Annotated in this window: 11 protein-coding genes; 9 read left to right on the top strand and 2 right to left on the bottom strand. The window is 42.5% G+C overall.

The window, feature by feature from the left end:
* The first annotated feature begins 25 nt into the window (after positions 1-25).
* The 4 genes from H5993_RS00360 to H5993_RS00345 all read left to right on the top strand — a co-directional run bounded on the left by H5993_RS00360 (position 26) and on the right by H5993_RS00345 (position 3662).
* Positions 26-754 carry a GntR family transcriptional regulator gene (locus H5993_RS00360; RefSeq protein ID WP_204775784.1) on the top strand — a complete coding sequence of 243 codons (729 nt, stop codon included), beginning with the start codon at positions 26-28 and terminating at the stop codon, positions 752-754.
* A gap of 2 nt (positions 755-756) precedes the next feature.
* Positions 757-1554 (top strand): Cof-type HAD-IIB family hydrolase, encoded by a 798-nt coding sequence (locus H5993_RS00355; RefSeq protein ID WP_204775783.1) that lies wholly within the window; start codon positions 757-759, stop codon positions 1552-1554.
* Between the two features lie 26 nt (positions 1555-1580).
* Positions 1581-2291 carry an acetolactate decarboxylase gene (gene budA / locus H5993_RS00350; RefSeq protein WP_204775782.1) on the top strand — a complete coding sequence of 237 codons (711 nt, stop codon included), beginning with the start codon at positions 1581-1583 and terminating at the stop codon, positions 2289-2291.
* A 468-nt stretch (positions 2292-2759) separates the two neighbouring features.
* Entirely contained in the window at positions 2760-3662 is a 903-nt protein-coding gene (locus H5993_RS00345) for a DMT family transporter (RefSeq protein WP_204775781.1), read from the top strand.
* A 368-nt stretch (positions 3663-4030) separates the two neighbouring features.
* Here the strand turns inward: H5993_RS00345 and H5993_RS00340 are convergent, their stop codons facing one another.
* Positions 4031-5389 (bottom strand): MFS transporter, encoded by a 1359-nt coding sequence (locus tag H5993_RS00340; RefSeq protein WP_204775780.1) that lies wholly within the window; start codon positions 5387-5389, stop codon positions 4031-4033.
* A 398-nt stretch (positions 5390-5787) separates the two neighbouring features.
* On the opposite strand from H5993_RS00340, the gene ptsP reads away from it, so the two are divergent.
* A complete protein-coding gene (gene ptsP, locus H5993_RS00335; protein WP_204775779.1) occupies positions 5788-7512 on the top strand; it encodes a phosphoenolpyruvate--protein phosphotransferase in 1725 nt (574 codons plus the stop codon).
* 348 nt (positions 7513-7860) lie between these two features.
* Here ptsP and H5993_RS00330 read toward each other — a convergent pair whose 3' ends face one another.
* Positions 7861-8409 carry a TetR/AcrR family transcriptional regulator gene (locus H5993_RS00330; RefSeq protein ID WP_180870921.1) on the bottom strand — a complete coding sequence of 183 codons (549 nt, stop codon included), beginning with the start codon at positions 8407-8409 and terminating at the stop codon, positions 7861-7863.
* Positions 8410-8888: 479 nt separating this feature from the next.
* On the opposite strand from H5993_RS00330, the gene H5993_RS00325 reads away from it, so the two are divergent.
* The 4 genes from H5993_RS00325 (at position 8889) to H5993_RS00310 (ending at position 12461) form a co-directional block, all read left to right on the top strand.
* The gene (locus H5993_RS00325) at positions 8889-9887 is read left to right on the top strand and encodes an NAD(P)H-dependent flavin oxidoreductase (protein ID WP_204775778.1); all 999 of its coding nucleotides are present in this window, start codon (positions 8889-8891) and stop codon (positions 9885-9887) included.
* A gap of 112 nt (positions 9888-9999) precedes the next feature.
* A complete protein-coding gene (locus H5993_RS00320; protein ID WP_204775777.1) occupies positions 10000-10722 on the top strand; it encodes an ATP-binding cassette domain-containing protein in 723 nt (240 codons plus the stop codon).
* Positions 10719-11828, top strand: coding sequence for an ABC transporter permease (locus H5993_RS00315; RefSeq protein ID WP_204775776.1), 1110 nt, complete (start codon positions 10719-10721; stop codon positions 11826-11828). Before H5993_RS00320 ends, H5993_RS00315 begins: the two co-directional genes overlap by 4 nt.
* Before the next feature lie 9 nt (positions 11829-11837).
* A complete protein-coding gene (locus tag H5993_RS00310; RefSeq protein WP_204775775.1) occupies positions 11838-12461 on the top strand; it encodes a TetR/AcrR family transcriptional regulator in 624 nt (207 codons plus the stop codon).
* Positions 12462-12474: the final 13 nt, after the last annotated feature.

Genomic DNA, 12474 nt, shown 5'->3' with positions numbered 1-12474 from the left:
AAAGAAAGCTGAGGACAAACTTAGAATGGCAGATTTAGTGTACCGCTCCGTAATGCGCGATATAAAAGCCAAGATTTTACAAAATGCCTATCCGGGGATGCGCCTTCCAGACGAGCGGAGCCTTTCGGAAAGCTATCAAGTTAGCCGGAGTTCGATTAAGCGGGCCCTCGATGTTTTAGTCCAACAAGGGATTATTTTTAAAAAGCGGGGTGCGGGGACTTTTATTAACCCCCTGTACTTAAAGAATCGGGCAATGTTTCGCTATGAAGGGAGTAACCTGGGGATTACCGACAGTTTCCAACTAGACGGTAAAAAGCAAAGTATTAAGTTAATTAATTACCAAGTTATTCCAGCAAGTCCCGAACTTGCGCAAGATCTTTTCTTGAGTGACGATGATTTTGTCTATAAAATCGAACGCCTGCGGTTGATTGATGACCAACCTTTTATGGTCGAAACTGGTTTTATTCCGATTAAAATTATTCCAACCCTTTCACCAGCGGTGGCGGAAAAATCAATTTTTAATTACCTCGAAGAGGCTAAATCAAAGACGGTTACCCGTTCCTTTATGACGATTACGGTTGAACCGTCAACACCGGAAGACCAAAAAGAAATGCAACTAGCCCCCAATGAACCAGTCGGCGTAATGGAAGGGGTTTTCTTCTTAGACGATGGGACGCCGTTTGAAGTTTCTAACATGCGAGTTCATTATAAGTACATGCGTTACAACACTTTTGTTAGCTTAGGAAAGGATTAACCATGATAAAAGCAATTGCGACGGATATGGATGGGACCTTTTTAAATTCTCAAAGTGATTATGACCATTCGCGATTCTTAAAGGTTTTTCAGGAACTTCAGGCCCGAGGGATTCAATTTATTGCGGCGAGTGGAAATCCAGTTTACCAACTCCAACGGACTTTTGCGGAAGTTAAGGATGACTTAGTATACGTAGCGGAAAACGGGGTTGAACTGATTGACCATCAAAAAGATGTTTTTGTCGGTCAATTAGATCCCCAAGCAGTTCAAAGTTTAGTGGCGGAGATTCAAGCGATTCCGCACACGAAAACGATTCTTTCTGGCCGGCACCAAGCTTATTGGCTAGGTGAGATCCCCGCTGATTTTCAAGCCATTGTGGAGCGTCACTATCCAGGTTGTCAGCCGATTCAAAGTTTAGCAGAAGTTAACGATCCCATTGCTAAGTTAATGTTTGAAGTTCCAAAAGAGCGAACTGAAGAATTGCGCCGGCAAATTAACTGGGACTATGCCGGGAAGTTAGCGGCGGTTTCCAGCGGTTATGGTAACTTAGATATTATTGTAGCCGGCATGGACAAAGCGGCTGGCTTACGACGGTACTTAGCCGATCATCGGCTAACGCCAGCTGAATTAATGGCCTTTGGGGATGGTCAAAATGACCTGACGATGTTGGAGTTAGCGGGTGAAAGTTATGCGATGGCAAATGGTATTGAGGCCGTCAAGGCAGTTGCCAAGCACCAAGCCTTATCCAACGATGAGAATGGTGTTTTAGTAGCGATTGAAAACTATTTAGCTCTGAATTAAAAACTAGTTTCAAAGAAGGCATCATTATGGCAACAGTTTATGAACACGGAACGTTGGCATCTTTAATGGCAGGTAACATGGCCGGGACAATTACCCTCAAGGAATTATTAAAACATGGCTCGGAAGGTCTTGGGACCTTTGAGGGGGTCGATGGGGAAGTGGTTTTCTTAGATGGTGAAGTTTACCAAGCAGATTCAACGGGAACGGTTCACAATGTCACCGACTTAACAATAACCGTGCCCTTTGCGACCGTTCATTTTCCAAGCCAAGCTTCTCAGGCAATAACGATTGGAGAAGCGTCTAAGGACACCTTGGAAACGGCGTTAATCACGAAGTACCAACTTCAAAATGTTTTTGCTTATGTTCGGGTTCATGGTTTTTTTAAGCATGTTAAAGTGCGGATTGCGCCAAAACAAGAGCCACCTTATCCGAGCTTGCTTGAGGTTGCAAAGCACCAGCCAACCTTTGAGCGGGAAAAGATTGAAGGAAGTTTGGTAGGTTATTATTCGCCAGCTGTTTTCGGAACCGTGACGGCAGCGGGGTGGCATTTGCACTTTATTAGTGATGATCGGCAGTTTGAAGGTCACGTCTTGGAATTTACCGGTGGCAAGCTAGATGGAAACTTAGAAATCTTTGATAGTTTTGAACAACATTTGCCAGTTAATGATCCAACTTTCCGACAAAGTAAGGTTAATTTGGCTACCTTGAAGGCTGATATCCATACGGCTGAAGGATAAAGGATCAAGTTAATTTATTGAAAATAATAGAAGAGATCCAAAGGAGGGTCTCTTTTTTGATTTAATTAGATATTTTAGTTAGTAACTAAGCTTTTGGCTAAATGGTCAAAAAATTCTATAAGGGGCTAGACTGTTGATATAGCAGAGTTTTGAGTGGGTGGGATTGATGATGAAAAATTTTAAAGTGGGCGGATAACAAGAATTACTTAATAAGACATTTAGCTAATTTGAAATTAGTTATTTTAAAATTGAAAAACATTGATATAACGGTATTTTGGATGATTTTAGTCAGCCACTCTGTTTGGCTAAAACGTCTAATTAAAAAATAAAGTTTAGCAATTAAAATCGATTGCTCTTTAAATGCGACCAAGCTGGAGTTAATTTCGCTAATTCTTTTCTTAGAAATGGTTGAACTACATACAACTCTTGCGTTAAAGTAAGGAAACTAATCAAAGAGGAGAATTTAAAATGAGTAAGCAAGCTAAGGGAATTTTCTTGGCTGCGGTCGGAGCGATGATGTGGGGTGGCTCTGGTGCGGCAGCCCAATATTTATTTCATGATACCCCGTTAACAACCAATTGGTTAGTGGCCGTGCGGATGCTAGGAGCCGGGATCGTTTTAACACTAATTAGCTTGTTTCGGAATCCGCAAGGGGTAAAACGTCTTCTTACTCAGAAATGGTCTTTAATCCAGCTTGTAGCTTTTGCTATTTTTGGGACATTAAATTCGCAATTAACCTACTTTTTAGCTATTCGGTATAGTAATGCCCCCACAGCGACAGTGATTCAATACCTTCAACCAGTAATTATCATTATTTGGCTCGCTTTAGTTAATCAGCATTGGCCTCGGCGAATCGATGATATTTCAGTCGTACTCGCAATTTTGGGGACGTTTCTTTTAGTAACGGGTGGCCGCCTAGGAAGTTTGACTTTGACACCGATTGCCTTGTTCTGGGGCCTTTGGTGTGCAGTCGCGGCCGCTATTTACACGGTGATGCCGGTTAAGTTACTCAAAGAGTTTGACACCTTTGCGGTTTGTGGCTTAGCAATGCTAATTGGGGGCTTAATTATGTCGCCAGAATTATTCATTACCCATGTTCCGCACTTAACTACCGCTGACTGGGGGATGGTTGGTTACGTCGTTATTTTTGGGACAATGGCGGCTTATTCGATGTTCTTAGGGAGTCTGAACTTTATTTCCCCCACAACAACTGGAATTTTAGGCGCCTTTGAACCTTTGGTAGCGACGATTATCGCGGTTAGCTTTTTAGGGACAAAGTTAACAACGGCAATGGTGATTGGCTCGCTCCTCATCCTTGCCACCACCTTTCTACAAGCTATTCCGGTTAAAAAGAACCCGTTGACAAAATGAAAGGCTTTGTCGAAATTTTGGTGATGATCAGTAAGACCGGCGCGGAGACTAGTTTTAACGATCTTGAGGTTGGGAAAAAAGCTCCTTGACGGCCTGGTTGGGATAAGAAGGACGAGGGTTGATTCATAGAATCGACCTTTCGTTCGCACTTATCCACTAAGGCCGTGCTTTGGAGCGAACCAGCCAACTGGTTTGGCGTTTGTGAGCCCATGCAAGGCTGAATCGGTTGGTGCGACCGTTAGGGAAGCAACTGCCATTCAGCTACTGCTTTGACCTTAGTTACTGAGTAACATTCGGAGATGAACGAGGGGCTGGGAAGAAACGTGCGTTTCTTCCCAGCCCCGTCTTTTTGAATATAAACTAATTACTTAGTTTTTTTCATCATTCACATTGTCTTCCATCTTCATGATTGCCCGTTCCTTAAAGACGAGGTAAACAAGTAAGCAGAAGGCAACGGCAGCAGCGATGTAGATAATCGTTGAGGAAGCACCCCAACCGAAGCGGTCAACTAACAAACCAATCAAGGCCGTTGCCATGGTTTCCCCAAAGACGTATTGGAAGAAGCCCATGAACCCGGTCGACATCCCAACGGCGTAATTTGGTACCGCTTCGTTAACCATCAACCCAACTAGGGAAAGGGGAGCGTAAATCAAACTCCCCATGATGAAGAGAACGACCGTAATTACCGCTTTGCTGGTACTGGTAAAGTAAGTTATTAAGCAAACAATCAAAGCAATTACACAGACGAAACATACCAGGGAGCGCCGCCCTTTAAGTAAGTCAGAAACTAACCCTAAGATAATTACTCCAGGAACAGCGGAAAGTTCGAAGATCCCAACTAACCACTTAGCCCATTCAATGCTGAAGCCCTTAGTAGGTAAGTATGAAGGAATCCAGGACATAACCCCATAACGAACAATGTAGATGGACATGGAAGTTAAGGTAACGGCCCAAACAACCTTATTCGTTAAAATGTCGTGAAGCAAGATTTGCATAAAGGACTTATCAGAAAGCTCTTGGGCCGTTGATTGGCCCTTTTCGTCTAATTCAACGTGACCGGAGTAAACGGCCATGTTGGGAAGCCCTTCACTTTCTGGCCGTTCAGCGTTGATCAATAACATTAAGGTAGCAATGATTGCTGAAACAACAGAGGCTGTGATGAAGACGGCCGTTAAGGAACCAGAGAAGAGAAAGGTTGCCAGTTGGATTGTTGCCACACAGGCAAAGGCCCCAGCGTTGTGGGCAGAGGACCATACGGAGAAGGCAACCCCACGGTGCTTCTTGGAGAACCAAAGACTAATTTCCCGTTGGCAGGCAGGAGCCCCCATTGCTTGAGTAAAGGAAATTAACAGCATTAAGAATAAAATAACATAGAAATTTCGTGTAAAGCCTAAGAAGGCATTGAATAAACAGGAAAGGTAAAGGCCAAAGGCTAAGAAGTTCTTAGTATTGGACTTATCAACCCAACCACCCATAAAGAGCTTGGCAACCCCATAACCAACCCCAAAGCAGGAAAGAATTAACCCAATTTGACCGACAGAAAAACCATATTCTTTCATGATAGGCTTTTGTTCCGTCGTAAAGATTAACCGAATAATGTAATAAGAAAGGTAGGAAATACAGGTTGCAATTAAGACCCCGGTTTGTTTCCGCTTATAGACACTTTCGATTTTATCCTTAGGAACCAAGGTTTTGGCATCAGGGGATGGCTTTAGAAAATTAAACATAAATTACCACGTCCTTCTAACTAAACTAAGCATTAAAACGATTCGTAGCAAAGCAGAATTGGCTAATCGTTCAATATTTGAATAATTGCAAGAAATTGAAAATGAAATAAAAAACAAACAATCCCGAAAACCATGTCCTTTTTTGCTCCGTTTTAACCCTAATATATCGTTGTAAACGCTGTCAACAGCAAACTTAAAGACTTGCGCCTGATTGGTATTACTGGATGGTAAAGGTAATATTTTTAGTCTTTCAGCTCGCCAACATCAGCTTTCAATTGCGCTAAACTGCGGTTAACGGAATTTGCAATCGATTTTAGAAAAAACGGTGGTAAAATTTGTGGAAGCGTTTTATAATGGTCAATGTTAAACGTTTACCAAGACGAGGAGGAAATAACTAAATGTCTACTGATGTTAAAGGGATTGCTGCTAGTGATGGGTTTGGGATTGCCCCAGCTTACTTATTAGTTGATCCAGACTTAAGTTACGACAAGAAGCAGGTCGAAGATACTGCAGCGGAATATACGCGGGTTGAAAAGGCCTTCCAAGACTCCATTGATGAATTAAATAAGATCAAGGAAAACGCCAAGGGTCGCCTTGGTGATGAAGAACTTGAAGTCTTTGATGCTCACATTGCCATCCTTTCTGATCCAGAAATGATGAGCCAAATTAAGAATGACATTGAAGATAACCATACCGGGGCTGAAGAAGCAGTTGACAAAGTAATGACGAATTTTGCTGACATGTTAGCAGCCATGGTTGATAACAAGTACATGCAAGAACGGGCCGCTGATGTTAAGGACGTTGCTAAGCGAGCTTTGGCCCACTTGCTTGGTAAGCAATTACCAAACATTGCTGGGATTGATCACCCAGTAGTTATTGTGGCTAAGGAAATCACGCCTTCCGATACCTCACAAATGGATGCTAAGTTTGTGAAGGGGATTGTAACGGACCTTGGTGGCCGGACGAGTCATGCTGCGATTATGTCTCGGACCTTACGGATTCCAGCCGTTGTCGGGTCCGAAAACATCACAACGGTTGCTAAGGATGGTCAAATGATCATTGTTGACGGTCTCGATGGTGACGTTATTGTTGACCCCGATGATGCAACAGTTACGAAATACGAAACTAAGGCTACTAACTTTGAAAAGGAACGTGCTGAATGGGCAAAGCTAGTTGATGCGCCTTCCGTTTCAAAGGATGGTAAGGAATTTGAAATTGCCGCTAACATTGGGACCCCAGATGACGTTGCGGATGCTGTTAAGCAAGGGGCTGACGGCGTTGGTCTTTTCCGGTCAGAATTTCTTTATATGGACTCTGATCATATGCCTTCTGAAGATGAACAATTTGAAGCTTACAAGCAAGCTTTGGTTGGGATGAAGGGTAAGCCATTAGTTGTGCGGACGATGGATATTGGTGGCGACAAGCCATTGGATTACTTGCCATTGCCAAAGGAAATGAACCCATTCTTAGGTTACCGGGCAATTCGGCTATGCTTAAATCAACCAGAAATCTTCAAGCCTCAATTGAAGGCTTTAATCCGAGCTTCTGAATTTGGCCCATTGAGCATTATGTTCCCAATGATTGGGACCTTAGCTGAATTACGGGCGGCTAAGGCTCTCTTCAACGAATGCAAGGCGGAATTGCAAAAAGATTACCCCGGCCTTGGTGACGACATTAAGCTTGGGATGATGATCGAAGTGCCATTGGCCGCAATTAACGCTGATAATATGGCTAAGGAAGTCGACTTCTTCAGTATTGGGACCAACGACTTGATCCAATACAACTTTGCGGCTGACCGGGGGAACGACAAGGTTTCTTACCTTTACCAACCACTTAATCCAGCCTTCTTAAGCTTAGTTAAACACGTTATCGACGCTGCTCACCGTCATGGAACCAAAGCTGCCATGTGTGGTGAAATGGCCGGTGACAAGTATGCTTTGCCGTTACTAATGGGAATGGGCTTGGATGAATACTCCATGAGTGCAACGTCTATTCTCCGGACCCGGAGCACGATGAAGAACTTAGACACTACGGAATGTGCAAAGTTAGTTGAAGAAGCTATCAACAACTGCGCCACTGATGTAGAAGTTAAGGACTTGGTTGAGGCTAAGTTAGGCCTTTAATTTAAATTAGCGTTCACGATCAGTGGGCTCTCAAATCAATCACACACCAAGAGAGAGGCCGGGAAGAAACCAATGTTTCTTCCCGGCCTCTTTCCTACGATTAGTCAAGCGAAAAATTATTGAAAATAAGCATATACCAAATAAACCTGATCAAAATAAGGATTTAAAAATCAGGAAAAAGTGGTATATTAAAGAAGAGGGTTAATCCTCAACTAAGGGCCTTAAGCCCTGATACCGATAACGGTATCGATCATGGTGCTTGACAATGGCTAAGAGGCATTTTAGGGTCTTATCCATCCAAGCTACCGTTGCGACCTTATTCAGTTTTGGATAAGGTCGTTTTTCTTTTTATTCAAATATTTTCTTTAATGTGGTGTGGAGTTCTTGAAATTCTGCTTCATTGGGGAGTCGGTTGTGATCAATCACGTAGTCAAGCTCTCCTAAGGCAAGATAGGTGAGGGCTTGCTTAGTTAAAGCCGTCGTTGGTTGGTCAATAATCTTACTAAATAAAGGATCAATTCGCGTAATTAGAATTTGGTCAAAACTTTGAGGACCAGGATTGGTTTTCCTAAGCGTTAGGACTAGTTGACGATTATCAAGAATATATTGACTAATATACTTGTGCAGGCTGGCGATCCGTTGATGGAAGGGAAGATTCACCGCAAAGTCAGTCCGGTGAGTGAAAATAACATGGTCTAGGCCTTCGAAGAAGTTGGTTTGGAGGCTCGCTGCTAAATCATATTTGTCGGTATAATGATGATAAAAGGTTTGACGATTAATCATTGCAGTTGTTGCAATTTTAGTAACCGTGACTTGCTTAAAGCCAATCTGGTTGACTAACTCGATAAAAGCAGTTTGGATTAGGCGTTTGGTTCGCCGAATGCGTAAATCTGTCATGACCGTTCCTCCTTATATCAATATTATAATTAGTGTTAGTATAAACGACAAATATGATAATAAAAGTCGAGTATCCCTACACTTGACTAAATTTTGCTTATTGTTTTGGTTGACTAGCGTGACTACGATAGAGATACTAAGATTAATTGGTTTTGGGATATCGATAATAACTGATTGGCTAAGCAAATATCCGGTTCTTCATCTTGAGTTTAAAGCTAATTTTATTAGAGGACATTCGTCAAATAAGACGAGGACTTCTCCCGATAAATACTAACAAACGATAAAAGCTCACGGCTCAAAACCTTCACTATTGAGCAGATTTGTGAAAATACTTTTTCCATCGTGATGATTTGATCACTAAGTAAACGATCATATGAATACTCTTTTTGGACAATTCCAACAATTAATCTTAGCTAGCGAGTGGGATTTAGGGTTGCGCCTTAACCCCACTCTTTTGATGTCAAGGGGATGATAAACAGATGGTAAATGAAGTTACCAAACTACTAGGAATTAAATATCCAATCATTCAGGGAGCGATGAACTGGTTGACCGATGCTAACTTTGTGGCTGCCGTTAGTAAGGCCGGAGCGTTGGGGATTTTGGGACCGAATGCTGGCCAAACTATGGTTACCGATGATCCACAAGTTTTAGCCAGTCGGATACAAGAACAGGTTCAAGCGGTAAAGAAAATTACCACGGCGCCGTTTGGAATTACGCTTAACCTCCACCAAGATTGGACCGGGATCGCGGCAGTTGATGAATTAACAAATTTAGTTATTGATGAGCAAGTTCCGGTGGTGTTATTGACCTTAACAAATTGCAATGATGATTTTCAAACTGCTCGCCAACTAGTAAAGACCTTTCATCATCATCAAACAAAGGTCCTGGTGCGCACGCAGCATCCAACGGTAGCGGATGCCCAGCTAGCAGAACAAATGGAAGCAGACTTATATATTATTACCAGTTTTGATGAGGGGGGTAATTTACCAGCGATAACCTTTGGTACCTTTGCTGGGGTAGTGGGAATCGCAGATCAAGTTGAAATTCCAATTGCTTGTGCTGGAGGGATTAGTGATGCTCGGGCGGTCCGCGCAGTCTGTGCTTTGGGGGCCCAAGCGGTATATGTAGGGACTTGTTTGATCCCTACCTGGGAAAATCCAGCGGCTAAAAAAGTTAAGCAATTGATTGTAGATTCAAAGACAGAAGATTTAACTTTATACCGGACGACCCCAGCTTATTACCGATTATTGCCGACTGGTCTCCGAGATAAGCTTATCGAAAATGCCCGGATTCGTAATCTTGAACATGCTTTGCAAATCAATAGTACCCTGATGGATAATCAAAATGGACTACGGCGAGGGATGTTACAAGGGGATTTTGATAATGGTTATGTTACAGTTGGGACTGGGATTTCCCGGATCAATGAAATCATGACGGTAAAAGAAGTGATTCGACAACTAGCAAAGGGTTTTGCTTAAGCGAATGGGATCCCTTTTTATTTTTGTTTGACAGGTAAGTGAACGCTCACTATAATGTGGTTAAAAAGGTAAGTGATTACTTACCTACCCAAAAATAAGGAAGGTGCTTCCAGTGGATAAGATTAAATTAACGCACTTAAAAAAGACGTTTGGTACACAAACAGTCCTAGCTGACGTTAGCTTGAATGTTAAGCCGGGGGAAATTTTTGGTTTGATTGGGCCTTCAGGTTCAGGCAAGACGACAACGATTAGTACCATGCTTGGGGTTGAAAAAGCAGATCGTGGAGAAGCGTTGGTATTAGACACCCAAATGCCTAATCGTGAAATTCTTGGCCGAATTGGCTATATGGCCCAAAGTGATGCACTTTATGAATCATTGACGGCACGAGAAAATTTAAAATTTTTCGGTGAAATGAAGGGGGTTCAACAAAAAGGATTAGCCACGACGATCGAACACGTTAGCCAGGTGGTTGACCTTCAGGATGATCTTGACAAGCGAGTAAGCGGCTATTCTGGTGGGATGAAACGACGGCTTTCCTTAGCAATTGCCCTCCTTGGAGATCCTGAATTATTGATTTTGGATGAACCAACGGTTGGGATTGATCCAGCGCTCCGTCGCCAAATTTGGCAGGAATTACAAGCAATTCGGGATCAGCAACGGAGTGTTTTGGTAACGACTCACGTGATGGATGAAGCCGAATTAACGGATCGGGTTGCCCTTTTGATTGGGGGCCGGATTGTTGAATTTGATCGGCCGCAAGTACTTGAACAACGGTACCAAGTTACAAAGATTGAGGATGTCTTCCTAAAGGCGGAAGCGGAGGTAGAAAAATGAGAACGCTAGCAATTGCTAAACGGGTCCTAAAGGAATTAGTTCGGGATAAGCGAACCCTTGCCCTAATGTTTATCGCGCCGGTTTTGATTATGTGGTTGATGAACGTAATGTTTTCAGCTAACAGCTCCACCAACGTTAAGTTGGCGACGGTGAATGTAAACACAACAGTAGTCACTAACCTGGATAAGGTTAAGCACGTTTCGGTGACGCAGCTGAGTAATCACCAAGCAAAGCAAAAGTTGGCAGACCACAAAGTCGATGGGATCATTCGCTACACTAATCACAAATATGATGTTACCTATGCCAACACCGATTCCAGTAAGACAGCTTTAACTAAGCAGGCTCTACGCTCGGCGATTACTGGCGAAACCATGACAACGATGGCGACGACAATTCAAAAGTTACAGGCCCAACTTCCAGTAGCAGTACAAGCAAAAATGGGTCAGCAGCACCAAGTAACCGCACCGCAAATTAAGAATCACTACCGTTATGGCGATGCTAATACTAACTTCTTTGCTAAGATTATTCCAATTCTAATGGGCTTCTTTATTTTCTTCTTCGTGTTCTTGATTTCTGGGATGGGCCTACTCAACGAACGAATTACGGGGACGCTAGGTCGGGTTTTGGCCACCCCCGTTCGGCGGAGTGAGATTGTTTTTGGTTACATGTTAAGTTACGGTTTATTAGCGGTTATTCAATCAACAGTTATTGTTTTAGCAACAATTTGGCTACTGAAGCTCCAAGTATCCGGAAGTATAATTAGCATTATTGCGATTAGCTTACTCTTTGCCTTAGTTGCGTTAGCTTTTGGAATTTTAATGTCGACCTTAGCTAATTCTGAGTTTCAAATGATGCAGTTTATTCCCCTAGTGGTAGTGCCCCAAGTCTTCTTCTCCGGGATTATCCCCCTTGATTCAATGGCGAGTTGGGTTCAATACATTGGGAAAGTTTTACCGCTAACTTATACTGGCGATGCGCTGTCAAAGATCGTTTTACAAGGGACGTCCATTACCAAACTAGGGGGCGATATCTTGGCGCTTTGTATTTTCTTAGTGATTTTGGTATTCTTGAATATTATTGGTTTAAAACGTTACCGGAAAGTTTAGGTGATCAAAATGGCGGAAGTTAGATCAGAATATGAGAAGGCGCTGATGGAAGCCACAATGCCAGCGGGTAAAAGGAAGGTTCTGCTTGCTGCTTTACAGCTTTTTGCTAAGCAAGGATTTGATCGAACCACGACCGCAGAAATTGCTAAGGAAGCTGGTGTTAGTGAAGGTTTAATTTACAAGTACTTTAAGTCAAAAGATAGCTTACTAGAAGAGCTTTCCAAAAGCTTTTATGATCAATTTCGCAATACTTTTTTAGAAGGGGTGGGAGAATATGCCACGCTTGATGAATTAGTTACAGCGTTCATGAGGGATCGGTTAAATTTTGCTCGGGAAAATTTCGCTTTAATTAGGATAATTGGCCAAGAGGTGTTTATGAATCCATCATTTAGGACTGCGATAGCCAATGTGGTGGTAAATAACGGTCATATTAATAAATATATTGCCGAAATAAAAGCTAAGTATCCAGATGCCAATCCAGATTTGAATCCTGAATTATTACTTCGAGGGGTATTAGGTCCCTTGTTTAGTTATGCTTTAATTACAAATTTATTCCACTTGAAGAGTGATGATGAGGACGGAAGCTTAACGAACCTCCATCGTCAATTAATGCTTGTTTTTAAAGGGAAATAGCTCTTAATTTGAT

Origin of the sequence: Limosilactobacillus alvi (assembly GCF_016900115.1) — a bacterium.
Taxonomy (GTDB): domain Bacteria; phylum Bacillota; class Bacilli; order Lactobacillales; family Lactobacillaceae; genus Limosilactobacillus; species Limosilactobacillus alvi.
This window is presented reverse-complemented; position numbering and strand designations above follow the sequence as displayed.